The following is a 24329-nucleotide window of genomic DNA, read 5'->3' as shown; positions in this document are numbered from 1 at the left end:
ATAGGCTCATTCCAATTTTTCTTCCGTGTTCACATAGAAGTTACGATCCACGGATAACTCGGTTATGGTCTGCGGTTCCTTTAGGGTCTGCCACTTGGTGGTGGGTGCCAACCATTGTGCGTTGCCATTGATGGATACCTTCAAGGGCATATCAAAGCCCGGTAAGACATCGGTGTAGCGGTACTGCAGCTTTTTGCCTTTGGCGCGATATTCAAACACGGGCACCTGGGCCGTTCGCAGGTACTGATCAAAGACCTTGGAGAGGTCCATGCCCGCTTTCTGCGAAATGTAGGCCTCAATTTGTTGCGTGGTCACGGTCTGGTGATAAAAGTCCTTGTTCAGGCCCCGGAGGATTTGTCGCCATTGCTCATCGTCCCGAACCAGTTGCCGTATGGTGTGCAGCATGTTGGATCCCTTGTAGTACATATCCTTGCTCCCCTCCTGGTTCACATCATAGGGCCCAATGATGGGAGCGTCATTGGCAATGTTCTGCCGTAGGCCAATGACATAGTCCTCTGCGGCACGGGTGCCGTAGTGGTAGTCCAGAAAAAGGTTTTCCGAATAGGAGGTAAAGCCCTCGTGGATCCACATATCGGCAATGTCACGGTAGGTGATGTTGTTGGCAAACCATTCGTGGCCCATTTCATGGACAATGATAAAATCGAACTTTAGTCCCCAGCCGGTACCGGAGAGGTCCCGTCCCAGGTAGCCCCGCAAGAATTGGTTGCCATAGGTCACCGAGCTTTGGTGCTCCATCCCCAAATAGGGCACCTGTACCAATTTAAAGCTGTCTTCGTAGAAAGGGTAGGGGCCAAACCAGTGCTCCAATGCCTCAATGGTCCTGGGCGCGTCCTTAAAATGTTCCTTGGCCCTTTCCAGATCGTCCCGTAAGACCCAATAGTCCATCTCCAGGGGACCTTTTTCGCCCTGGTGTATTTCGCCAAAGTGTACATAGTCGCCAATGTTCACGTTTACCCCGTAGTTGTTTATGGGGTTGGAAACGAACCAATGGGAGGTGTTGGAGAGCGTATCCAGATGGCGCAAACGCCCATTGGCCACTTGGGTGAGGCCCTTGGGCACTTTTACACTGATCAGCATGCTGTCCACCTCATCGTACATATGGTCCTTGTTGGGCCACCAGACGCTGGCCCCTAGCCCTTGGCAGGAGGTGGCCACAAAGTGCTTGCCGTTGGCGTCGCGTTTCCAGGAGAACCCACCGTCCCAGGGGGCGTTCACGGCTTCCTTGGGGTGTCCGGAGTAATGTGCCACCACCTCATGGTATGCTCCTGGCCGCTGTTCTTTTTCCAAGGTGATGAAATGGGCGTTGCCCTTGCTCTTTACGTTTAGGGGCCTGCCGTCTTGGGTCACTTTTTCCAGGACCAGTGGCGCTTGGAGGTCTATCTGAAGCACATTGTTGGGCCGTAGCACCTTGTACCGGATGGTGTTCTTGCCGGCTATGTACTTATGGTCCGGTTGTACCTCAATATCCAAATGATAGTAGTTCAGGTCCCACCAGGCGCGCTCTGGCGTAATGCTGCCCCTTAGGGTGTCCTGCTCGGTAAAGGTGGTTTTTTGCTGTAGCAGCTGGCCGCTCCCGGTACTTGAAAAGACCAGGGTTGCCGTTACGGCGACTGCCAATTTTCTCATCATCTCTTTATTTGTTGCCATGGTGTGTTTCGTTTTAAATCGTTGCCCAATTAACGTAAGATGGCGTTGGGGAACACCACCGGACTCTCGTGGCCGTCCTTGCCCACGGCCGCCACTCCAAAGAGGTAATTGTCCACCACAATGCCTTTCAAGGTAAAGGCGGTGACCTTGCCCACGTAGCGGCTGTGGTCCCAGGTGGGGCTGGTGGTGTCCCGCCAATAGATCTTATAGCCCACGGCCCCGTCCACCGGACTCCACTCAAACTTGGCCGAGGGTTCCACAATGCCCCCTATCTTCACTTCCTCTGGGGCGGGAGGGGCCCAGGCAATGGCGGCTAGGGATATGGCGTTCACAGCCGTTAGCTTGGCCGCATAGTCAAAGTCCACGTGCTCCAGCACGTCCCCGTAGGCAATGCCATCTTCCATTCTTATGTCTTGGTGCTGCTGGGTATAGTTCTCATGGGCCTCCATGATCCGTATGCCGGCAAAACCAACATCATTGAAGGGCCTGTGGTGCCCACCGCGCCCAAAGCGGTCCAAGCGGTAAATGAGCATGGGGTTCATCTCGGGCATATAGGTCTTGGTCATTTTGTGCACATACCGTGCCAACTGTCTGGAGATGCCATCTACCTCGCCCCCGTAAAAGCGCCTTGCCCTCCGTTGTTGTTCCGTTTCCGTGGGGGGCACGGGCTCGGAAAATATCCTGAAATCGGTATTGCTCACCACGCCGTCCACGCCCTTTATGTTGCCGATCATATCATTGTTGAGCACCCCAATGATGTCCCAGCCCTTTTCCTTGGCGTATGCCGCCACTCCGGCACCCCCAAAGAGCCCCTGTTCCTCGCCGGAAAGCCCCATATAGATAATACTGTTCTCAAATTGGTATTGGGAGAGCACCCGTGCGGCCTCCAGCGTGCCCGCCATGCCACTGGCATTGTCATTGGCCCCGGGGGAGTCGTCCGTATAGTTGGTGGGATCGCTCACCCGGGTATCAATGTCACCGCTCATGACAATGTAGCGGTTGGGGTATTTGGTGCCCCGTTGTATGGCCAATACGTTCACCACCTCCACATCCTTGACAATGCGCGCGTTGGTGCCTTTTTCCACGAAATCTCTTTGGTAAAACACTTCTAGACAACCCTTGCAGGCTTTCGAGGTGCGCTCAAATTCCGATTTGATCCATCTTCTGGCCGCCCCAATGCCCCGGGTTGGGGAGACCGTATCGCTCAAGGTGTGGCGGGTGCCAAAATTGGCCAGGGTGGCCACATCCTTGCCAATGCGTTCGGCAGACACGGCATTGATAATGTCGTACAAACGTGGATCGGTCTGTGCCGAAAGCGATAGCGCCGATAGCCATACCGTGAGAACCATGATTTTTTTCATTTTCGATGTTTTTTAGGGTGATGTTCTTTAGTTTATTGTTGAAGACCGTAGGCTAAAATGGACATTGGGGTCAGCCCCCGTCCATCGCTGCCCACTGTTGCTCCACCAAGAGCCGATACTCTTTTGCCTTGAACCGAAACCAGTCTTCCCTCATCGGGGATCGGTCTATGATGTTTTTAAAGTGATGAAAAGGTTTTCTATGGTACAGGGCTTTCTGCAAGCTTTCTTTTAAGGAGCCCTCTTCCAATTGGTCTGCAAAACGCTCCATTATGGCAAAGGCTTCAAACGAAGCCGGAACTTCAAACCTTACAAACGAGCCCGGGGCCTCTTCCAGTTTCTTCAGTTCGGCCGCGAAAGCGTCTTGCATGGCGTCCTCGTCCATTACCCCGGAAACGGAAGGAATGGAAATGAGCTCGCCGGAGGTGGGGTCAAGGTAACAATTGTACCCACATTCCCATTGGGAGGCAATTTCGGTGATGAGGCTTTTGGTATCCATCATCCAAAAAAACAACCGTGATCGTCCTTTTGTACCACCTCCAACAAAGGGGTAAGGTGCGTGGCCTCGGGATAGGGTTCATAGATTTCCCAAGTACCGCGGGCGCGTTTCCAGTACAGCCGCCATAGCTGCTTGGACTTAAAATACCGCACTTTCGCAAAGGGAAGTTGCAGAATGGTATTCGGATCATCGAATACGGGCCGCAGGGCAAACAGTTCGGCCACCTTGCCGTCAAAGCTGTGGCCGTAATCCAGCTCCTTCCGTATTTCAGGGTCTTCCGGCCTTAGCGACTCAATATAGTCCCTTATGGTAAGCTCATTGATATCTGTTGTACTGCTGTCCATTGGCGTAATGGGATTGGAACAGCAAGATATCAAAATTAATCCAAACCATGTCCCTTCCGGTCTTCCTTGCTGATGGGTTTCCCGTGGGCTTCCGTGTTCACTGCCCATAATTTTCAGGGGCTTTTTTGGTGATGGGGCGTGCAGCCCATCTTTGGTTGTGGCTATGTTCTGCTGCGCTGCCCCATCTTTCTGTTGGGGCCAGCGCCGAGCTGCCAAAGACCAATGATGGGGCCAAGGGCCAATATGGTGAACATCCCGTGCACGGGCACGTGGTTGCCCAGTGACTCCAAGAGCTGTATGCTTCCAATGGTGATGGCAAAGCCAATGCCGTTGACCAAGGTAAGCCCCGTGCCCTTAATGTTTGGCGGGGCAGACCCGGCCACCAAGTTGGAAAATTGGGGGGAGTCTGCCGTGACGGCCATTCCCCAAAAACACCAAATGGAAAGAAAAAGAGGGGTCTGGGCAAAGAAGAAGAAGGGCGATAACAAGCAACAGGCGCCGGAGGTGGCCAGAGCCACGAAGGCCACTTTTCCGCTACCGTATTTCTGGGATAGCATACCGCCCCAAGCACAGGAAAGGGCTCCCAAGAGCATGACGATGCCCGTCCACAGGGGTACGTTCAGGGAAGTGTTGTGCCATTGTGCGTAGTGCGACAGTGCCAATGGGGTAAAGGCCCAGAATGCGTACAGTTCCCACATATGACCAAAATAACCAAAGGAGGCCTTCCTGAAAGGGCGCATTTTAAAAAGCTGAACACCCCGGCGCCATCGAAGGCCGCTACCGGGCGCCCTGAACGGACCGTTGGGTACCATGGCCCACAGCAGTGCGCCCCCAAAAACGGCCAAGAGGGACACGCCCAGGACAATACGCGCCGGGGGTTGTGCCAAGAACACTCCGCTCAAGAGATAGGGAAGGGCGCTGCCCAGCACCAAGGCGCCCACCAAAAACCCCAAGGCCTTGCCCAGGCCCCTCTCAAAGTGATCGGCGGCAATCTTCATGCCCACCGGATAAATGCCCGCCAGGAAAAACCCGGTGCCAAACCTTGCCAACAGCAGCAGTGATGCAGTTAGGGGGTTCAAGAGCAAGAGGGCGTTGCAGGTCGCCGCCAGGAGCGCGCAACAGAAAAAAACACGGGAGGGACTGAACCGATCGGCCACCGTGAACACCGAGAACACCAGGGTCCCCACAATAAAGCCCAACTGCACGGAAGACAGCACATAGCCCATGATCTGTGGCCCAAGTCCCGTTTTTTCCACCAAATCGTCCATTACCGCATTCCCGGCAAACCAAAGGGAGGTGCAGGCAAATTGGGAGCCGATGATGACCGGGAGAATGTGGGGTTTGGGCCTCAAGTTCGCTCTTATCTGATAAAGGTGACCTTGGTTATCTTTCCACCGTTCACTTCATAAATGGCAATGGCCTGGAACTGTGACCCCCTGGCCGTCACGTGCTCCAGATCGATCACTTTGTTGCCCAGAACGATCCTGTTCTGAATCTGGCAATGCAGGTCCGGAGCAGATTCAAAGAAGCGGGCATACCCGGCCCGTAGGGCATCATGGCCTTTATAAAGCAAGTTGCCGCCGTAATTGTATATTGAAATATCTTCCGCATAGGTGGCCACAAAGGCATCCAAGTCCCTTTGGTTGTAGGCCTCCAGTTGTTCTTGCACCACTTTTTCGGCATCGGTGCCCTCGTTGGGCGTCAGGGCAACAAAGTCCATGCGGTCTATGGTTGCATCTTGAACCTGGTAGATCACGGCCTGGACCTTGGTTTGGTCGCCCTTGATCACCGTTTCGTGGTCAATGACCGTGTTTCCCAGCCGTATCCTGTTGCCGGCCGAGGCGCCCACCGGGTCGTGTTCCGCAAAAAAGTTCCTGTAATGTGCCTTTACGGCATCCCTGCCGGTGTGCAGCGTATCTGCCCAAAAGCGGGTGACCAGGACTTCCTTGGAAAAGCATTGGGAGAAAACATCCAGTTCTTTCTTGCTGAAGGCCGCCATCTGCTTGTCTATGAGCTGTGGTGGGGTGAGCGAACTCACAAAGGCCATCCTTTTTGCTTCGGGGCCCACGGCCATCCTACTGATGTCGTTCACGTGATCTTGGGAAAAGGAATGAAGGGGCGCCCAGTCCCTTGAGGTCTTTGGATCCCACTGAAGGATGGTGTTTTTTACCCCGGTGAGCACGTTGCCATTGGGGAGCCAGCACACATCCTCGGTGCCCTTGGGCAAAGGGGCAATGGCCTCTTTTCTTCCAGATATGGGATGTAGGGAAAAGAGGGTCTTTTCCTTGTTGTTCAAGGCAATGAAACTGATCATCTCCGAATGGGGCAGCCGGTGCAGGGAACGTCCCACATTTTGGTGCAGCTGCTTGCGGGAGTTCCGTTCCACATCAAAGAGGAACAGGTCCATCCTGTTCTGCACCAATACCGTGGCCACCAGCTCGTTGGCCGAATACCAGAGATGGTACCCGATCTTGGCGTCCTTTGGCAGCATGCGCCCCGGAGCGTCTTTTGTCTCATGGACATACAAACGCTGCAAGCCGCTGGTATCTAACCGTATGGTGGAAAAACCGGGGCCAACGGGCATTTTGGTGGGAGAATACTCGCTGCCCTGGGGGCTTTGGGTGAGCCATTGTTTGGTATGGTCCACAAGATGTTGGCGAACCACATCGGTCTGCCCATTTCGCGTGGCGGCATAGAGCAGGTGATCGGGCCCATCAAAGCTGGGCTGGTTGTCATACCCGTGATTCTTGGAAAGGTTGATGGGGATGCCAAAAACAGGGCCTTTTTCTTCCCAACCCATTTCCACCAAAAACACTTCGGTTTCCTGTTGGCCCAGCACAGGGAAGGGGAAAAGGGACAGTAGCCCCAGAAAAAACAAGTGATGCTTCATCTTATGTAAGGATTGGTTCAACGGTTGTTGGCAAAGCGAGAGAGGATGTCGCGCACATTCTTGGTGTTGTCCACAAAATATTTGGCCACCGTTTTCTGCCGCCCCACTTTCACGGTAATGGCCTCTTCCGGCAGTTCCTGGAACATGAACTCATCCGTCCAGTCATCGCCAATGGCAAACACAAAATCGTATTCGTCCTCGGCAAAGACGCGCATGGCGGCCCTGCCCTTGTTCACGTTGCTGCTCTTGATCTCCATGACCTTGTTGCCGTTTAATACACTGAGATCGTCATTGGCAATGAGGCTGGTAAGGACGGTATTGAGCTCCACGGAGCGTTTCTGGCCAAAATCGGGGTCGGTATTGCGGTAGTGCCAGGCCAGGGAGTAGTTTTTTTCCTCAATGAAACTGCCCGGGGTGCGATCCACGAAAGACTCCAGTACGGGAAGAATTTTTTCCATCCAGTCTTTTTTAACGCTTTCCAACATGCGGAACTCCTCGCCACCCTGTGATATCCAAACGCCGTGCTCCACGATCATGTTGTACTTTTTGTGCAGGAACCATTTGCCAAAGGTCTCCTTGTCCCGTCCGCTGATCAGGTACATGTCCGTGTTGGGCTGTGCCGCCACCTCGTCCAATAGGGCATAGAGGGCGTTGTCCGGGTTTGCTTTTTGGGGGTCTTTGTGAAAATTGGCCAGCGTACCGTCATAGTCCAGGAAGACCAGACGCCTGTTGGCATCGATATAGCGTTTCATGATGGTGTTCATCAAATCCACGGACAGCCTACGGGACACATATACGGCCTCTTTCTCTTTCTGCTGCACCAGGGAGGTCATGAAATCATTGGCCCATTTTTCCACGTTGTAGCGTGCCAGGCGCTTCTGCAATATCTTGTTTCTGGCCTGTTGTTCTTTTTCCGGCATGTTAATGGCCTCGTAGAGGGTATCTGCGATCTGCTCAAAATTGTTGGGGTTTATGAGCAGGGACTCGTTCATCTCATTGGCGGAGCCCGCCATCTCGCTCAATATGAGCACTCCGGTGCGGTCCGTTCTCGTTGCCACGTATTCCTTGGCCACCAGGTTCATCCCGTCCCGTATGGGCGTGAGCCAGGCAATGTCACAGCTGGTGTACAGGTCTATGAGACTGTCAAAGGGCAGGGATCGGTAAAAATACCAGATGGGGGTCCAGCTCACCGTGCTCAGTTCCCCGTTTATGCGGCCCACCAGTTCGTCCACCTCACGTTTCAGCACTTGGTACTGTGGCACGTTGGAGCGGGAGGGCACGGCCAGGATGATGAGCCGTACTTTTTCCTTGTACTGGGGGTATTTGTTCAGAAAATACTCAAAGGCGTTAAGTCGTTTGGCAATGCCCTTGGTATAGTCCAACCGGTCTATGGACAGGAAGAACTTGGCATCGGGGGCCGATTTCTTGTGGGTGTCCAGCCGCTTTTGCAGGTCGGACTTTTCAGCTTCACTGCGCTGGGCGTGCTCCTTGGCCGCCGTGTTGAATTTTTTGTAGTCGATGCCCATGGGAAAACTGTCCACCTTGATCACCCGATCGTCTTGGTAAATGTCATTAAAGCTCACCTCAAGGCCCAAAAGTCGCCGAACCGAGCTTAGAAAATGGCGTTCGTAGTCATAGGTGTGGAAGCCTATGAGGTCCGATCCCAAGAGCCCCTGCAAGATCTCACGGCGCCAGGGAAGGGTGCGGAAAATCTCGAAGGAAGGGAAGGGAATGTGCAAAAAGAAACCAATGGATACCTTGGGCCGCTTTTCCCGAACCATCTGGGGCACCAGCATTAACTGGTAGTCGTGCACCCAGACAATGTCATCATCGCCGGCCTGCTCCAAAATGGCGTCCGCAAACTTTTGGTTCACCTTTTTGTAGGTTTCCCAATTGGAGAGCTCAAATTCCGAATACTCCAAAAAATAGTGGAACAAGGGCCATACCGTTCGGTTGCTAAAACCGTAGTAAAACCCATCCACCTCGGCCTTGGTGAGCTTCACCTTGGCAGAACCGTGCTCGGCCAGGGCCTGGTCTATCTTGGGTGCCAGCGCCTTTGGGATGTCCTCGTCCGTTAGGCCGCTCCAACCGATCCACAGACTATCGCCCCCGGAGTGCACCGATTTCATACCGGTGGCCAGACCGCCCACGCTGGGAATGGCCGTAATGTCGCCGTTGTTGATTTGTAACTGTACGGGCAATCTATTTGAGATTATGATAGTTTTCGACATAAATACCGGAATTAGTTTTGTTAAGTGTTGAATTTCTCTCAATTTCGGGAAAATAGGGGGCATTTACAACGGCTGGTGCATTTGAATTAAAATTTTTATTGAACGGACAGCCGTCCCTAGCCATTTTTGAGGAAATGAGGAATAGGCCGCCCAATTTTATGGATATCTTGGAGGCGTCCCAAAATAATGGGGCACCATCCCCGTTTCTGTAGAGGCCCAGGGTCCGTGAGCGGGCATCCTGGAGACCAGCTTTGCCCATGACATAAAAGCAGTATAACATCTATGGAGAATTTGGATTACGGAATCATTGGAAATTGCAGAAGTGCCGCCCTGGTAAGCAAAACCGGGGCCATTGACTGGTGCTGCCTGCCGGAGTTCGACTCCTCATCGGTCTTTGCCAAGCTGTTGGACGATGAGATTGGGGGGAGTTTTGAAATTTTGGTGGACGATTCCTATACCATTACCCAGCGCTACAAAAAGCACACCGCCATCCTCATTACCCATTTCCAGTCCGGGGAACACAGTTTTGAGGTCCGGGACTTTATGCCCCGCTATCGCAAGGAGAACGGTTACAACTCCCCGCCGGAGCTGGTGCGCTTCTTTAAACATCTTTCCGGAAAACCAAGCTTTAGGGTACGTTACGATCCCAGGTTGGAGTATGCCTTGGGCCGCACGGAAAGTTATGTGAAGAAAAACTTTATCGTGAGCCTGACCCACGGTGAGAAGTTCGACACCTGTTTTCTCTACACCAATTTCAATAAAAATGCCGTGATGGAGGGGCGGGAGATCCTTTTGGAAGCGGATGGCTATTTTTTAATGGGCTACAATGAAAAACTGTTCTTGCCCACCGTGCGCAAAATGTACACCGAACTGGAGCGCACCAAGGTGTACTGGTTGAACTGGAGCGACAAAAATCCAAACTACAGGAAGTACAACGAGCAGATCGGCCGCAGCGCCATAACCCTAAAATTGCTCAGTTACGACAAATCGGGGGCCGTGCTGGCCGCCGCCACCACCTCCTTGCCGGAGACCATTGGTGAGGTGCGCAACTGGGACTATCGCTTCTGTTGGATCCGGGACGCCTCCATGGTCATCAAGGTCATGGGAGACCTGGGCCACCGCAACATGGCCAAACGTTACCTGCAATTCATTGTGGACCTGATTCCGGACAAGGACGAGAAGCTGCAGATCATGTACGGCATCAACAAAGAGAAAAAGCTCACGGAATTTTCCCTGGACCATTTGGCCGGTTACAAGGGTTCCAGTCCGGTACGGGTGGGCAATGCCGCCTACAAGCAGAAGCAGAACGACATCTATGGCATCCTGATGGACGTCATCTACGAACAGCTTGCCAAATACAGCAATGACACCGAGAACGGGGAAGAGCTGTGGGGCATTACCAAGGGGATCGTTTGGATCGTTTCCAAGCATTGGCAGGAGCCGGACAAGGGCATCTGGGAGTTCCGTTCCGAGGATCGGCACTTCACCTTTTCCAAGGTGCTCTGTTGGGTGGCCATAGACCGTGCCCTGAAGGTGGCCCGGATCTTCCGTAAAACGTCCAAAATCGAGGAGTGGTCCGTACTGGAACGGCAGATACGACGAGACATACACGAAAATGCCTGGAATCCGCAGGTGAACGCCTTTACCCAATCTTACGGCAGCCCTGACATGGATGCCGCGGTGCTGCTCATGGAATCCTACGGTTTCATCCACGCCAAAGATCCCAAGTTTGTGAGCACCGTCAAGGCCATTGAGCGGGAACTGAGCAATGACGGATTGCTCTATCGCTATAAGAACGAGGACGATTTTGGAATGCCCTCTTCCTCCTTTACCATCTGTACCTTTTGGTTCATAAACAGCCTTTTTAAGATCGGGGAGGAAGAAAAAGCGGAAAAACATTTTGAGACCCTACTGTCTTACAGCAACCATTTGGGACTGTTCAGTGAAGACATAGACTTTAAGAGCAAAAGGCTTTTGGGCAACTTCCCACAAGCCTATTCCCATTTGGCCCTGATCGAATGTGCCATTAACTTTTCCAACAAGGAAACGGAGGAACAGGTGCTGGAGTCCATTGCCTAAAGGGCAAGGGCCATGTTCTCTATCTTGTGAAGTAGTTTGGCCATGTGGTCTTTGGTGGTAAAGGGGTTCATTACCGTGATCCTCAGGTAGTGCACCCCCCGGAGCTTGGTCTGCACCACATAGAATTCCCCATTTTCCAACAGGGCTTGCCGCAAGGTTTCATTTTGTTTGTTTTGGGCCTTGCCCGATAGTGTTTGGTCCACATACCGGAAACAGACAATGTTGCACATGGGACGCACGGCCAGTTCCAACTTGGGGTGGGCACCGATCATCTCCGCAAAGGCGGCCCCTTGGTCGTACAGCTGGGTCACGTAGGCGTTGAACGCGTCGGTGCCATAATATTTCAATAGGGTGTACCAGTGTACGGACATCATGGTCTTGGTACACTCAAAGGTCTTCTTCCCTGCATTGTACCAATCGCCACGATCGCTCTGGGAGAGCAGATAGTCTGCCTTTTGCCTAAAGGTGAGCTTGGCGTGGTCTCCGTTTTTATAGAGCAGGGCGGTGGTAATGGTGGGCATCATCATCATTTTATGACCGTCCATGATAACGGAGTCCGCTTTTTCAATGCCTTTAAGGAGTGGGCGGTATTTTTCGGAGAAGATGGTGGCACCGCCGTGGGCGCCGTCCACATGGAACCAGAGCTTTTTTTGTGCTGCAAATGTGGCAATCCCTTCCAAATCGTCAAATGCTCCCGTGGCGGTGCATGGTGCGCTCCCTATTATGGCAAAGACGTGTATGCCGGCCTCCGTGGCCGTGCGGTACTGTTCTTCCAACAGTGCGTTGTCCATGGCATAGTTGGCTTGGGTAGGAACCTTTATGATGCCCTTTTCGCCCAGCCCCATGATCTTTGCCGCCCGGTCCACGCAATAATGGGCCTCTTCACTGACCATGATGCCCAAGGGACGCCCGTGCCCAAGATTCCAAACGTCTTCTGGCAGCATGACCCGGCGTGCGGTAAGCAGTGCCGTGAGATTGGCCAAGGTGCCTCCGGAGGTAAGAAAACCGCCCGGGTGCCCTTGGTAACCAATTTTTTCGCAAAGCACTTCCGTGACCACCCGTTCCATTGCCGTGGGGCTCATGCCCATCTCGTAGATGGCCATGCCGTTGTTCAGCAGCCCGCCGATCATGGCGGTCAAGGCCGTAATGGGTGCCGGTGGCGCCACTTGGTGCCCAATGCACTGTGGGTGGTGCAGTTTGGTGGCCCCTTCCAAAATTTCGGGGAACAGCTGTTCTTTTTTCCCATCTTCCATAAAAGAACGCCAGAAGGCCAACTCCGTATCGGGATGCCGATAGGCAATGGCACGGCCGCCTTTTTCACCAAGGTTTTCCAACAGGTGGTCCGCCAACTGGTCGATCAGGGCGTGACCTTGTTCCCGAAAGGATTCCGGGTCGTACACTTGTGCTAGGAGCGATTTTTTCATTGGGTAAATTTAGGGGCTTGCCAAAGGGCGTGCAAATAAAAAACCGCCCCTTTATGGAGCGGCTTTCCTTTTGTTGAAAAACAAAAGTGACATTTGAGTTAGTCAAACGTATATTTTCCATCCGCGGCCACCTTGTCCGCAATCTGCGTGCGTAGGGCCACCACGTTGGGGTGATTGGTGTATTTGGTAAAGCGCTTGAGGCCCATGAGCATCATGCGCTGCTCATCGCCCTCGGCAAATGAAATAATGGCCTCTTTGCCTTTTTGAATCACTTTCTCCGTGGCCCGGTACAAGTACAGTTTGGACATGGCGATCTGTGTGGCCTGGGCCTCCTCGCCAAAACGTTTGGCATTTTTCTCGGTGCGCAAAATGGCAGACTCCGCCAGATAGGTCTCAATGAGAATGTCCGAGGCGGCCATCATAAGCTGTTGGTGCTCCTCCAATTGGGGTCCAAATTTTTGTACGGCACTGCCCGCCACCATCAAGAACACTTTTTTTAGGCGTTTCACCAAGTCTTTCTCCTCAGCGAACAGTTCGGAATAGTCAGGCGTGTCAAAAGACGGTATGCCCATGAGTTCCTCGCCCACGGCCGTGGCGGGCCCCAAGAGGTCCACGTGGCCTTTCATCGCCTTTTTTACCAACATCCCAACGGCCAGCATACGGTTGATCTCATTGGTGCCCTCATAGATGCGGGCTATGCGGGCATCTCGCCAAGCGGATTCCATGGGCGTATCGGCACTGAAGCCCATGCCCCCAAATATTTGTATGCCCTCATCCGTGGTCTGTTGTACATGTTCGGAAACGGCAACCTTGAGAATGGAACACTCAATGGCATATTCCTCTACCCCTTTCAGCTCTGCTTCCTGATGGCTGTTGCCTGCGGCCACCCTAAGGGCAATTCGGTCCTCTATGTTCTTGGCCGCCCTGTAAGACGCGGCTTCGTCCACATAGGCGTTGGTGGCCATATCGGCAATTTTGGCCTTTATGGCCCCGAAATTGATGATCGGTGTCTTGAACTGGATGCGCTCGTTGGCGTATCTGGTGGCTTCCCCTATGACCCGGCGCTGGGCCTCCAGGCACGCGGCCGCCAGTTTAATGCGCCCCACGTTCAGGGCGTTCATGGCAATCTTGAAGCCATTGCCCCTTTCGGAGAGCATGTTCTCCACCGGCACCTTGGTCTCGTTGAAGAATACCTGACGGGTAGAGGAGGAGTGGATGCCCAGTTTCTTTTCTTCGTCACCCAAGGTAATGCCGTTGCTGGGGTCCTTCTCCACAATGAAACCGGTAATGTTCTTGTCGTCCTCTATTCTGGCAAAGACAATGAACAGGTTGCAGAAGCCCGCGTTGGAAATCCACATTTTCTGTCCGGAGATGTGGTAATGTTTTCCGTCTTCGGAAAGGACGGCCTTGGTCTTGCCGGAATTGGCGTCCGATCCAGCGCCGGGTTCGGTGAGGCAATAGGCCCCAAACCACTCTCCCGAGGCCAGTTTGGGCACGTATTTTTGTTTTTGTGCTTCGGTACCGTAGAGGGTGATCGGCATGGTCCCAATTCCGGTATGCGCCCCAAAGGCCGTGCTGAATGAGCCCGTGGCCCCGGAAATGTAATCGCAGACCAGCATCGTGCTCACAAAGCCCATGCCCATACCGCCGTAGGCCTCGGGAACGGCCACGCTGAGAAGGCCCAGCTCCCCGGCCTTGCGCATGGTCTCTTCGGTGTAGGCGTAGTCTTTTTGTTCAAAACGTTCCCAGTGGGCCCATAGTTCGCGGTCCACAAATTCCTTGGTGCTCTCGCGCATCATCTCTTGTTCTTCACTCAGGTCCTCCAGAGTGAATACATCCTCGCAGTGGGTCTCCTTTACCAGGAATTGTCCCCCTCTCAGGATTTCTTTTGTTGTTGTTGCTGTGCTCATAAGGCTAAAATTAGAATAGAGAAAATAGAATAGAGATTAAAGACTATTGGTTAAGGCCATTTTGGAAACCCATAGTCATACGTTGTCATTCCGCTATTTTATCCTCTAAAAGGATTAATGTTTTTTGTTTAATATATTTTCTATGGTATGCTACTAATAATTGTGTCCCAAGTTCAAAGGACGACCCAAGGGAATAATTAATATAATTCTTAAAACTTTTGTCCGATCTAGAGGAACCTTCTGCAATATTGCTTGGCATTGAAATAGAGCATCGGCTAATTTGAGAGCTTAAATCATATCGCTCATGCTTTGGAAAACGAACTATGGCGTCAGAAACATCGTTGGCAAGGTCAAGACCTAGTTGCCAAATTTTCAGGTTTTTATAATTATGCCGCTTCGCCATTTTTCTCCTCTTTCCAGTCTCTAGTCTCTAGTCTCTAGTCTCTTGTCTCTTGAATCTTGAGTCTTTTTTTCTTCTTAAGAAAGAAATTCAAAAATACCGGCGGCGCCCTGTCCGGTGCCCACGCACATGGTCACCATACCGTGTTTGCCCTGCATGTTTCGTTTTCGCATTTCATCGAACAGTTGCACGGAAAGTTTGGCTCCGGTACAGCCCAAGGGGTGTCCCAGGGCAATGGCACCTCCGTTCACGTTTACAATGTCCGGATTAAGGTCCAGCTCGCGCATCACGGCCAAGGATTGGGAGGCAAAGGCCTCGTTGAGCTCTATCAATTCCACATCGGATTGTTTCAATCCGGCCTGCTTCAGGGCCTTGGGCACCGCTGCCACTGGCCCTATGCCCATGATCCGGGGCGGTACCCCGGCGGCGGCATAATTGACCAAGCGCGCAATGGGCTCCAGGTTCAGTTCCTTTACCATTTCCTCGCTCATGACCATCACAAAGGCGGCACCATCGCTCATTTGGCTGGAGTTGCCGGCGGTTACGCTACCATTTGCCGCAAAAACGGGACGCAGTTTGTTGAGCACGGCAATGGAGGTTCCCTTTCTTGGCCCCTCGTCCTTTATCACGGTATATTTCTTGGTGGCCCTTTTGCCTTGGGCATCCACATAGGTCTGTTCCACTTCTATGGGCACGATCTGCTCTTGGAAGCGGTCCTCGGCCTGGGCCCTGAGGGCCTTCATGTGCGAATTGTAGGCAAACTCGTCCTGGTCTTCCCGGGACACCTTGTATTCCTGGGCCACCGCCTCTGCGGTATTGCCCATGCCCCAATAGTAGTCTTCGTGCCCGGCCTTGACCACGTCATAGTTGAGCTCGGTCTTGTAGCCGGTCATGGGCACGGAGCTCATGCTCTCGGCACCACCGGCAATGATGCAATCGGCCATTCCGGACTGTATTTTTGCGGTGGCGATGCCTATGGTCTCTATGCCCGAGGAGCAAAAGCGGTTCACGGTAACTCCCGGTACATCCACAATGTCCAGTCCCATCAGGGAGATGAGGCGCGCCATGTTGAGCCCTTGCGACCCCTCTGGCATGGCGTTGCCCACAATGACATCATCTATCCGTTTTTTGTCCAATTGCGGTAGTTCCTTCATCAAGTGTGCAATGGTCTCTGCGGCGAGTTCATCGGTGCGCTTAAAGCGAAAGGCCCCTTTGGGCGCTTTTCCCACTGCCGTTCTGTATCCTTTGACTATGTATGCTGTTTTCATTTACTGGATTTTAGATGTGAGATGTGAGATGTGAGATATGAGATGTGAGAAGTGAGTCCATTTACTTTGTAAATTTTTTTATTAATGAAAAATTGATTTTTTGCACTTCAATAAGTTTAGTAAGAATGGGATCAATGGTTTTTTTGGAAGTTAGACCCAATCTATTGGCTAGAATAAGCTGTGTGAACAATTCGTTGGACGAGCCGCTGGCGATACCTAAAAAGTTTCTAAATTCTCCATCGGTATTCCTTCCTGCTCCTTCGGCAATATTGGAGGGAACAGAAATTGCACTTCTTCTTATCTGACTGGTTAATCCATATTTTTCGGTTTCAGGAAATGCTGCCGATATACGATACACCTCTTCTGTAATGTCCATGGATTTTTGCCAAACAAGTAGTTTCTGGAAGTCGTGCATATCAATTTGAATTAGTTTAAAAACAAAGTATCAAGTCTAAAGTCTAAAATCCCAAATCTAAAATCTAATTACGTAACGGCTTCCCAGTTTTCAGCATGTGCTGAATGCGCTCCAGGGTCTTTCTTTCGGTGCAAAGTGACAAAAAGGCTTCGCGTTCCAGATCCAGCAGGTATTGTTCGGACACCATCGTGGGTTCGGAGAGATCGCCGCCCGCCATGACATAGGCCAGTTTATTGGCTATCTTTTTGTCGTGTTCGCTAATGTAGTTGCTGGCCTCCATGGAGTCGGTGCCCACCAGGAACATTCCCAGGGCCTGCTTGCCCAGTACTTTCACGTCTTTTCGCTTGGGCGGTTGGGTATAGCCCATTTCTGCCATTAACCGGGCATGGGCCTTGGCCGTGGCCAATTGTCGGTCTTTGTTCACGACCACAAGGTCCTTTCCTTTCTGTAAAATCCCCAGATCATACGCTTCATAGGCCGAGGTGGACACCTTGGCCATCCCTATGGTGAGGAAATACTCTTGCAGCACGTTCAATTCCACATCGCCCTTGCGGAAGGAATCGGATGCGCGCAGGGCAAATTCCTTGGATCCGCCACCGCCGGGGATCACGCCCACGCCAAATTCCACCAGACCAATATAGGTCTCGGCCGCTGCAACCACTTTGTCTGCGTGCAGCGACAGTTCGCAACCACCCCCCAAGGTCATGCCGTGCGGGGCCGCCACCGTGGGTATGGCAGAATAGCGCATGCGCATCATGCTGTCCTGAAACATCTTTATGGCCATGTTGAGCTCATCGTATTCCTGCTCCACGGCCATCATAAAAATCATCCCAATGTTGGCCCCGACGGAGAAGTTGGCTGCCTGGTTGCCCACCACCAAACCTTGGAAATCCTTTTCGGCAAGGTCTATGGCCTTGTTCAGGCCGGCCAGAACGTCTCCGCCAATGGTGTTCATCTTGGATTGGAACTCCACATTGAGAATACCGTCTCCAAGATCTTGCACCACAACCCCGGAATTCTTGAACACCGCCTTGGACTCGCGAATGTTGTCCAGAATGATGAAGGCGTCCTGACCGGGCACCTTTTTCATGGCCTTGGACGGAATGTCATAAAAATAGGTGGCGCCGTCCTTGACACTGTAGAACGAATTTATGCCGGCCATCTTCATATCGGCCACCCAAGGGGCGGCTTCCTGCTGCTCGGCGGCAATGAACTCCAGTCCCTTTTCCAGCCCCACGGCATCCCAGATCTGGAACGGTCCGTGCTCCCAGCCAAAACCGGCCTTCATGGCATCATCTATTTTGTACAGTTGGTCCGTGATTTCTGGAATACGGTGGGAGACATAGGCAAACAACTGACCGAAGCTCTTGCGGTAAAACTCCCCGGCCTTGTCCTTGCCTCCCGTTAACACGGCAAAGCGATCCACCACCTTGTCAATGGTCTTGGTGAGTTCCAGGGTGGCGAACTTGGCGCTTTTTTTGGCGCGATAGTCCATGGTGTCCAAATCCAGGGTCAGGATATCGGTCTTGCCCTTGTCGTTCTTCGTTTTTTTGTAGAACCCTTGCCCGGTCTTGCTGCCCAACCATTTGTTCTCCATCATGGTGGAAATGAAATCGGGCAGGGCAAAGAGGGCATGACGCTCGTCTTCCTTGCAGTTTTCCGCTATGCCGTTGGCCACGTGCACCAAGGTGTCCAGCCCCACCACGTCCACGGTCCTGAAGGTGGCCGATTTTGGCCTGCCAATGACGGGCCCGGTGAGCTTGTCCACTTCTTCCACGGTCATCTCCATTTCCTTTACGGTATGGAAAAGGCTCTGTATGCTAAAGATGCCAATTCGGTTCCCGATAAAGGCGGGGGTGTCCTTCGCCACCACAGAGGTCTTGCCCAGAAACTGTTCTCCGTAGCCATTTAAGAACTCCAACACCGCCGGGGAGGTCTTGGGGCCCGGAATGATCTCAAAGAGTTTCAGGTAGCGTGCCGGATTAAAAAAGTGCGTGCCACAGAAGTGCTCCTGGAAATCCTCACTTCGGCCTTCGCTCATGAACTGTATGGGGATGCCCGAAGTGTTGGAGGTAATGAGCGTGCCCGGAGTACGGTGCTTCTCCAAGTTTTCAAACACCTGTTTTTTTATGTCCAGGCGTTCTACCACCACTTCAATGATCCAATCCACTCCGCCAACCTTGGCAATGTCATCCTCCAAGTTGCCGGTGGTGATCCTTTGGGCAAAATCCTTGTGGTAAATGGGGGAGGGCTTGGATTTGAGGGCCGCGGCCAGGGCATCGTTCACGAGCCTGTTGCGCACCACCTTGTCCGTGAGGGAGAATCCCTTGGCCTTTTCCTGATCCGTTGGTTCCCTGGGTACAATATCCAACAACAAAACTTCCACTCCTATGTTGGCAAAGTGGCAGGCAATGCCGCTTCCCATGATTCCGGAGCCAATTACGGCTACTTTTTTTATGTGCTTGTTCATTTGGTACGGGCTGCTTTTACTGATTAGATGTGTCTTTAAGGTATATTCTTTTGTCTGTTATGAGCTTGTTTATGGCCTCCGTAACTTCAAAAAAGTGGTGCAACTTTTCTGGAGACACCTCTTTTTTCACCACTTCGTTGAACCGCATCACCACGTCTTTGGAGTCCTTTCTTTTTTCCAGCCCAAAATTGGTCAGATGGATCAGGACGCCCCGACCGTCGGCCGGATTGGGCCTGCGCTCGATCAATCCTTTGGCCTCCATGCTCTTCAAGATTCTGGAGAGACTGGTGGCCTCCATGCCCATTTTGGGGCCAAGGGCCGTGGAAGGCGTTCCCGTTTTGGGGTCAATGCTCAAAAGGGTGAAGCCCACGGCCATGGTACTGTCAAATTGTTTGGCCTCTTCATTGTACATTCTGGCCACCGCTTGCCAAGTGGCGCGGAGGGCATAATCAATGGTTATTTCTTTCATGGAACTTATGGGTTCGCTTCCAAAGATATAAAAAATTTACTATGCGTGCATAGTAAATATGTCAAATTATGGAGAAAGGTCACCACTGGGAGAACAGCCCAAGGTGCCAAAAGGGAAAGTGGGCACAAAAGAGACCCTACGGGTTGGGGTGTTTGGCCTTATCGTGGTGCCAACAAGATACCGTACCATTGGAGGGGCACACGCCTTATCCGGGAATATCTGGGCAGTGCGTTCTTGGGAGGGTCAGGGCCAAGGCGGGTGGCCCAAGTGCTGCCAAAGCCTTGGAATCTTGGCGTTTTTGCCGCGACGCCATTATTTTAACGGGTTGGCTCAGTGGCCATAGATGTCATTGTAAAGGTGCATGTATTTTTCCTTTACGATCTTACGGCGCAATTTCATGGTGGGGGTAAGGTGGCCATCGTCAATGGTCCACACATCTGGCGTGAGCCTAAATTGTTTCACTTTCTCCCATTTGGCAAAATCTGCATTGGCGGCGTCCACTTCTTCCTGAATGCGCTCTATTACTTTAGGGTTCAGGACAATATCAGAATTTTCACTCAGGGTAACCTCGTGGCGCTTGGCCCATTCGTACAAAAATTCAAAATTGGGCTGTATCAGGGCCGCGGGCATTTTCTCGCCTTCTCCCACCACCATGATCTGTTCTATGAAGCGCGATTGCTTAAAGCGGTTCTCCAACAGTTGCGGGGCAACGTACTTGCCTCCGGAGGTCTTGAACATTTCCTTTTTTCTATCGGTGATTTTCAAAAAGCCGTCCGAGTCTATCTCCCCAATGTCTCCAGTGTGGAAATAACCGTCCTTTAAGACTTCGGCCGTTTTTTCAGGGTCTTTGTAGTAGCCCATCATGACATTGGGGCCCTTGCAGAGAATTTCGCCATCGCTGGCAATCTTCACTTCCACATCTTCAATGATGCGCCCCACGGTACCTATGCGCCACCCTTTTCCGTCCACTTGGTTCACGGAGATCACGGGAGAGGTTTCGGTAAGCCCGTAGCCTTCCATAACGGGAATGTCCGCTGCCCCAAAGATACGTCCCAATCGGGGTTGCAGGGCGGCACTTCCGGAGACCATGGTGTCCAGGTTTCCGCCAAGGCCCTCTTTCCACTTGCTAAAGATCAGTTTGCGGGCAAGCCCCAGTTGTTTCTCGTACCACCAGCCGTTCTGCCCGTAGGGTTCAAATTTAAGCCCCAGGTTCACGGCCCAGAAAAAGAGGTTTTTCTTTATGCCGCCAAGGGCCGCCCCTTTGGCAATGATGGAATCGTACACTTTTTCCAACAATCTGGGCACCACCGTCATTACGTTGGGCTTTACCTCCTTTAAATTGTCACTGATCTTGTCCAGGCCCTCGGCAAAGTAAATGTTGATGCCGCAGTACTGGTACAGGTACAGTATCATGCGCTCAAAAATATGGCACACCGGTAAAAAGCTCAGGGCGGTTGCCCCGGCCTCAAAAGGGACACGGAGCTTGCTGGAAATGACATTGGACACAATATTGTGGTGCGATAGCATCACCCCTTTTGGCTTGCCCGTTGTCCCGCTGGTATAGATCAGGGTGGCCAGGTCCCCGGGCTTCACCGCGTTTTTCCGGTCTTCCACCTCGTGTTGGTTGCCTTCATCGGCCCCTTTTTCCAGAACGGTGCTCCAGTGCTTGCAGTTGTCCAGCTCATCAAATGAAAAAACATCCTTGATGTGCTTCAGTTTCTCTCCAATGGAAAGCACTTTTTCCAAAACTTCGGAGCAGGAGACAAAGCAGTGGGTGGCCCCGCTGTGGTTAAGCACGTACTCATAATCGTCTTCGGATATGGTGGGGTAAATGGGCACGTTTTGCGCCCCCACTTGTAAGATGCCAATGTCACAGATGTTCCACTCCGTGCGGTTGGTCATGGAAATGATGGCGATCTTGTCATTGGGCTTTACCCCCAGTCTAATCAGCCCGCGGCTCAGGGCATTGGCCTTGTCTATATATTCGCGCGAACTCGTGGCCACCCATTTCCCATTACTTTTGGTGACAAGGGCTTTGTCCAGGTTAAAATGTTCCAATTGGTAATACGGGAAATCAAAAAGACGGGTAACATGTTGCATCGCTTTCTACTTTTTTATCCCAGCAAAATAGTGAAAGAAGGCCAATTTCTAAAACGGAAGTGACAATTTAATGCATAATTATTTCCCAAATTACCAATTTATGGGCACTAAGGGGTGCATCTGGTCAGGGTATGGGATGTATACGCTCCATAAAGGGGGCATGGTTTCGATCGGTGTTCCTATCCCTCATTTATTTTTTCGCCCAGATTGTTGATAATAGGTTTACAGGCTGGATTTTATTTCGATGCTCTTGCTGGTGCTCAGGGGCACGCCGGTACTGCTTATGCCCTCCAGGCGCACCCTGTATTCACCGGGCAGCTCCGCGGTGGGGAAGGCAATGGTGGCCTTGCCCTCACTGTCCAAGCCAATGTTGGGCTCCCAGTACAGGGTGGTGCTGGCCTTTAATGTATTATGGGAGGTTCCGGCGTTGGGGTATTTTGGCGTGTAAAATGTTTTTGACTGGGCAAATCCGGGATGTTCCGTGGTCAGTGAGCCACCGCGCCTTCCTGTGGGTTTGTTCTTGATGGCCAGACCGGTTTTGGTGTAGATGGCAACCACCCCGTTGCCACCACGAAGACCAAAGATGCCCGTATCCGGCCCTTTGAGCACGTCAATAAAGTCAATCTCCTGGGGTGGCAAAAAGAAACCCTGAGGGTCTATGGGAAATCCATCCACTAAAACAAGGGCGGCATTGTTACCAAGGGAAGTGTTGCCCCTAACATATACATAATCCCCCCGTACGACAACCCCGGGCACCCGACCTTGAAGGACTTGGAGCGGATTCAAGTTGGGCATGGCAATGATCGTGGGGTCGTCAAAATCCAAGGTATGGGATGGATTGCGATAGAGTGCCCCCACTCTTTTGCTCTGGTAATATTCCTCTTTAAGTTCCCATTCGTCCTTTTTTTCAGGAGCCATAACTTGCACCTCTTCCAGCTGAATGGCACTGCCCATTTCCATCAAGGCCAAATTGCTAAGGTCCTTGGCCTCTTGGGTATCGGTCAAGCCAATGGTATTTCCGTGGCCACCTTTCCGTATTGGCCCCGTAGGTTCTTCCAGCACAATTTCATAGATATCAACGGGCTGCCGTTTCTTGTCCTTTTTAATGCGGGCCACTTTGGCGTTGATCAGCAGCTCTGTGGTGTCCTGGAGGTCCAAATCCTCAAATCTGAAATACCCTTTATTGTCCGTGCGGGTAGTGTATTTGACCATCCCTTCTGAATTGTTCAGGGTGAGGCTTACGCTCCCCTCCACGGATTCGTCTTTTTTGTAGGGGTCGATCACCTTACCGCGAATACCAATGCCCTTTTCGGGCACATAGCCTTTTTGCCCCTTGGCAACCGCATCCAACAGTTTATACTGGCGCCAACCCTGGGTGCGCATCAATAGGTCCAGGTTTTTTAGCCGGTCCACATCCTGGGAGTGGAAATAATAACCGGGATGTTCAATGGCGCCCCGCAGTTCGGAATGCAAGAGCAGATAGGTCTTGAGGTCCACCGCTTGGGTAAAAGAGGGCGTCATGGCACTGTGGGTCACCCCGAGGGACAGATGGGCAAAGTCCTCCGGATTCCCAAATCCATCCGGGAGGGACACTTCCAAGCGAACCTTATCCTTGGGGCCGTACAGTTCCTTTGGGGAGGTCAGGGAAACCGTCTCCACAACATCCTGACCTTGGTGGAATACCAATCGCTCTGCCAAGGGCATGCCACTTGCGCTTACCAAGGTGATTTGGGCAATTCCCTCTTGTAGCACGTCCTTGTCCAATTTCACCACCGCAGCCTTCTCGCCCTTCATCGGTTTTATGGGCACTTCCATTCCGTCGTTCCCGCGTTGCTTTACCAGCAGCTGGTAATTTTCAATGGGGACGGATGTGCTTCTCAGTTCTATTTTGTAATGCTTGCCGTGATCGGAGGTGGTCATGAGAACGCCCTGGGGCTTGGCCCTGGGAAGCGGGTACTCCCAGGTCTTTCCGTTGTGTTCCACCACGGCCCGGTAGCTTTTGTTTTTCACGGGAATGAAGTGAAAGAGCCCCATGCCCAAATGGGAGGCACTGAAATCCGTCACGGTTTGGCCCTGGTTGTCCAATACCTTTCCGGACACTTGCCATCCCTTCCCGGATGCGTCCAGACCTTTAAAGGCCACGGGATTTACCAGGCCTTGCACCAAATGCCCTCCCTCGGGAAAAAACTGAACATCCGGCTGCCCTTCTTGAAGTTCCTTTGGGGTGGGCCTGCGCGCTTGGGAAACAGCCTGCTTGGAGGCGTTTATATAGATTGATTTTTCAAAAAAAAGTTGCTGACCAAAATTTTGCATGTAATGGGTGTAGGCCCTGATGTTGTAGTGCCCACTTTTTAGCTGGGGCGGGAGCTTAAAATGGTTGTGGCCACCTCCTTGGGTGATTCTTAACACTTTTGTGGCCACAATTTCCTGATCGGGATCTATGAGGTTTACGTGCACCACCTCGCTCTCCGTATCGGGCATTTGGGTTCGTCCATCCACCAAATAGGCTTTGAACCATAGGGTTTCCCCCACGGTATAGTATGCTTTGTCCAAGTGCAGGTACACTTTTTCCAAGGGCAACTGGTTCACTTCCAATTTCGTTGCTCGCTGTGCCAGAAGATTTGCGGGCGTAACAAAGGTGAGCAGACCCATAAAAAAGAGAAGACCACCCACAAGAGGGCGCAAAGGGGCGGCGTGGCGAACAAGGGATTTCATTGTTTTTTCGGTTTTAACTTATTTTTCGGGTCATTGGATGTTAACAATTTAACTAAAAAAAGTTAAAATTATGGGTTTCAATGGCTTAT

Annotated in this window: 18 protein-coding genes; 1 reads left to right on the top strand and 17 read right to left on the bottom strand. The window is 52.1% G+C overall.

What is annotated here, in order from left to right:
- Window positions 1–6: 6 nt before the first annotated feature.
- From ACKWCC_RS01245 to ACKWCC_RS01210, 8 genes are all read right to left on the bottom strand, one after another.
- Window positions 7–1668: a M1 family metallopeptidase gene (locus ACKWCC_RS01245; protein WP_413994069.1), complete on the bottom strand. Its 1662-nt coding sequence runs from the start codon at window positions 1666–1668 to the stop codon at window positions 7–9.
- A gap of 29 nt (window positions 1669–1697) precedes the next feature.
- A complete protein-coding gene (locus tag ACKWCC_RS01240) occupies window positions 1698–3029 on the bottom strand; it encodes a M28 family peptidase (RefSeq protein ID WP_413994068.1) in 1332 nt (443 codons plus the stop codon).
- 70 nt (window positions 3030–3099) lie between these two features.
- A complete protein-coding gene (locus ACKWCC_RS01235; protein ID WP_413994067.1) occupies window positions 3100–3528 on the bottom strand; it encodes a UPF0158 family protein in 429 nt (142 codons plus the stop codon).
- Window positions 3525–3869 (bottom strand): DUF3024 domain-containing protein, encoded by a 345-nt coding sequence (locus tag ACKWCC_RS01230; protein WP_413994066.1) that lies wholly within the window; start codon window positions 3867–3869, stop codon window positions 3525–3527. Before ACKWCC_RS01230 ends, ACKWCC_RS01235 begins: the two co-directional genes overlap by 4 nt.
- A gap of 161 nt (window positions 3870–4030) precedes the next feature.
- The gene (locus tag ACKWCC_RS01225) at window positions 4031–5221 is read right to left on the bottom strand and encodes an MFS transporter (protein ID WP_413994065.1); all 1191 of its coding nucleotides are present in this window, start codon (window positions 5219–5221) and stop codon (window positions 4031–4033) included.
- 8 nt (window positions 5222–5229) lie between these two features.
- A complete protein-coding gene (locus ACKWCC_RS01220) occupies window positions 5230–6759 on the bottom strand; it encodes a nuclear transport factor 2 family protein (protein WP_413994064.1) in 1530 nt (509 codons plus the stop codon).
- A 17-nt stretch (window positions 6760–6776) separates the two neighbouring features.
- Window positions 6777–8990, bottom strand: coding sequence for a bifunctional alpha,alpha-trehalose-phosphate synthase (UDP-forming)/trehalose-phosphatase (locus tag ACKWCC_RS01215; protein ID WP_413994063.1), 2214 nt, complete (start codon window positions 8988–8990; stop codon window positions 6777–6779).
- Window positions 8962–9270, bottom strand: coding sequence for a hypothetical protein (locus ACKWCC_RS01210; protein ID WP_413994062.1), 309 nt, complete (start codon window positions 9268–9270; stop codon window positions 8962–8964). The genes ACKWCC_RS01215 and ACKWCC_RS01210 overlap by 29 nt, the downstream gene beginning before the upstream one ends.
- 2 nt (window positions 9271–9272) lie before the next feature.
- Here ACKWCC_RS01210 and ACKWCC_RS01205 point away from each other — a divergent pair, with 2 nt between their 5' ends.
- Window positions 9273–11069 carry a glycoside hydrolase family 15 protein gene (locus ACKWCC_RS01205; protein WP_413994061.1) on the top strand — a complete coding sequence of 599 codons (1797 nt, stop codon included), beginning with the start codon at window positions 9273–9275 and terminating at the stop codon, window positions 11067–11069.
- Here ACKWCC_RS01205 and ACKWCC_RS01200 read toward each other — a convergent pair.
- The 9 genes from ACKWCC_RS01200 to ACKWCC_RS01160 all read right to left on the bottom strand — a co-directional run bounded on the left by ACKWCC_RS01200 (window position 11066) and on the right by ACKWCC_RS01160 (window position 24240).
- Complete coding sequence (locus ACKWCC_RS01200; RefSeq protein WP_413994060.1) at window positions 11066–12493, bottom strand: pyridoxal phosphate-dependent decarboxylase family protein; 1428 nt, start codon at window positions 12491–12493, stop codon at window positions 11066–11068. The two genes, ACKWCC_RS01205 and ACKWCC_RS01200, sit on opposite strands and share 4 nt — an antisense overlap.
- A gap of 98 nt (window positions 12494–12591) precedes the next feature.
- Window positions 12592–14403, bottom strand: a complete 1812-nt coding sequence (locus ACKWCC_RS01195) for an acyl-CoA dehydrogenase family protein (RefSeq protein ID WP_413994059.1) — start codon at window positions 14401–14403, stop codon at window positions 12592–12594.
- A gap of 85 nt (window positions 14404–14488) precedes the next feature.
- On the bottom strand, window positions 14489–14806 hold the full coding sequence (locus ACKWCC_RS01190) for a four helix bundle protein (protein ID WP_413994058.1): 318 nt from the start codon (window positions 14804–14806) through the stop codon (window positions 14489–14491).
- A 74-nt stretch (window positions 14807–14880) separates the two neighbouring features.
- Window positions 14881–16071, bottom strand: coding sequence for an acetyl-CoA C-acyltransferase (locus ACKWCC_RS01185; protein ID WP_413994057.1), 1191 nt, complete (start codon window positions 16069–16071; stop codon window positions 14881–14883).
- A 61-nt stretch (window positions 16072–16132) separates the two neighbouring features.
- Window positions 16133–16486, bottom strand: a complete 354-nt coding sequence (locus ACKWCC_RS01180) for a four helix bundle protein (RefSeq protein WP_413994056.1) — start codon at window positions 16484–16486, stop codon at window positions 16133–16135.
- A gap of 64 nt (window positions 16487–16550) precedes the next feature.
- Window positions 16551–18956 carry a 3-hydroxyacyl-CoA dehydrogenase/enoyl-CoA hydratase family protein gene (locus ACKWCC_RS01175; RefSeq protein WP_413994055.1) on the bottom strand — a complete coding sequence of 802 codons (2406 nt, stop codon included), beginning with the start codon at window positions 18954–18956 and terminating at the stop codon, window positions 16551–16553.
- Window positions 18957–18972: 16 nt separating this feature from the next.
- Complete coding sequence (locus ACKWCC_RS01170; RefSeq protein ID WP_413994054.1) at window positions 18973–19425, bottom strand: MarR family winged helix-turn-helix transcriptional regulator; 453 nt, start codon at window positions 19423–19425, stop codon at window positions 18973–18975.
- A 330-nt stretch (window positions 19426–19755) separates the two neighbouring features.
- Window positions 19756–21525, bottom strand: a complete 1770-nt coding sequence (locus ACKWCC_RS01165; RefSeq protein WP_413994053.1) for an AMP-dependent synthetase/ligase — start codon at window positions 21523–21525, stop codon at window positions 19756–19758.
- 222 nt (window positions 21526–21747) lie between these two features.
- Window positions 21748–24240 (bottom strand): MG2 domain-containing protein, encoded by a 2493-nt coding sequence (locus ACKWCC_RS01160; RefSeq protein ID WP_413994052.1) that lies wholly within the window; start codon window positions 24238–24240, stop codon window positions 21748–21750.
- Between the last annotated feature and the right edge of the window lie 89 nt (window positions 24241–24329).

The sequence above is a fragment of the Maribacter aquimarinus genome (assembly GCF_047345505.1).
GTDB lineage: Bacteria > Bacteroidota > Bacteroidia > Flavobacteriales > Flavobacteriaceae > Maribacter.
The sequence above is the reverse complement of the archived record's forward strand: the minus strand, read 5'-3'. Positions and strand labels throughout refer to the sequence as shown.

Bases quoted from the DNA above. Each gene is read 5' to 3' on its own strand.
- ACKWCC_RS01215 (WP_413994063.1), bottom strand. From the start codon at position 8,990: ATGTCGAAAACTATCATAATCTCAAATAGATTGCCCGTACAGTTACAA.
- ACKWCC_RS01190 (WP_413994058.1), bottom strand. From the start codon at position 14,806: ATGGCGAAGCGGCATAATTATAAAAACCTGAAAATTTGGCAACTAGGT.
- ACKWCC_RS01195 (WP_413994059.1), bottom strand. From the start codon at position 14,403: ATGAGCACAGCAACAACAACAAAAGAAATCCTGAGAGGGGGACAATTC.
- ACKWCC_RS01170 (WP_413994054.1), bottom strand. From the start codon at position 19,425: ATGAAAGAAATAACCATTGATTATGCCCTCCGCGCCACTTGGCAAGCG.
- ACKWCC_RS01160 (WP_413994052.1), bottom strand. From the start codon at position 24,240: ATGAAATCCCTTGTTCGCCACGCCGCCCCTTTGCGCCCTCTTGTGGGT.
- ACKWCC_RS01220 (WP_413994064.1), bottom strand. From the start codon at position 6,759: ATGAAGCATCACTTGTTTTTTCTGGGGCTACTGTCCCTTTTCCCCTTC.
- ACKWCC_RS01180 (WP_413994056.1), bottom strand. From the start codon at position 16,486: ATGCACGACTTCCAGAAACTACTTGTTTGGCAAAAATCCATGGACATT.
- ACKWCC_RS01240 (WP_413994068.1), bottom strand. From the start codon at position 3,029: ATGAAAAAAATCATGGTTCTCACGGTATGGCTATCGGCGCTATCGCTT.
- ACKWCC_RS01230 (WP_413994066.1), bottom strand. From the start codon at position 3,869: ATGGACAGCAGTACAACAGATATCAATGAGCTTACCATAAGGGACTAT.
- ACKWCC_RS01205 (WP_413994061.1), top strand. From the start codon at position 9,273: ATGGAGAATTTGGATTACGGAATCATTGGAAATTGCAGAAGTGCCGCC.
- ACKWCC_RS01245 (WP_413994069.1), bottom strand. From the start codon at position 1,668: ATGGCAACAAATAAAGAGATGATGAGAAAATTGGCAGTCGCCGTAACG.
- ACKWCC_RS01185 (WP_413994057.1), bottom strand. From the start codon at position 16,071: ATGAAAACAGCATACATAGTCAAAGGATACAGAACGGCAGTGGGAAAA.
- ACKWCC_RS01235 (WP_413994067.1), bottom strand. From the start codon at position 3,528: ATGATGGATACCAAAAGCCTCATCACCGAAATTGCCTCCCAATGGGAA.
- ACKWCC_RS01200 (WP_413994060.1), bottom strand. From the start codon at position 12,493: ATGAAAAAATCGCTCCTAGCACAAGTGTACGACCCGGAATCCTTTCGG.
- ACKWCC_RS01210 (WP_413994062.1), bottom strand. From the start codon at position 9,270: ATGTTATACTGCTTTTATGTCATGGGCAAAGCTGGTCTCCAGGATGCC.
- ACKWCC_RS01175 (WP_413994055.1), bottom strand. From the start codon at position 18,956: ATGAACAAGCACATAAAAAAAGTAGCCGTAATTGGCTCCGGAATCATG.
- ACKWCC_RS01165 (WP_413994053.1), bottom strand. From the start codon at position 21,525: ATGCAACATGTTACCCGTCTTTTTGATTTCCCGTATTACCAATTGGAA.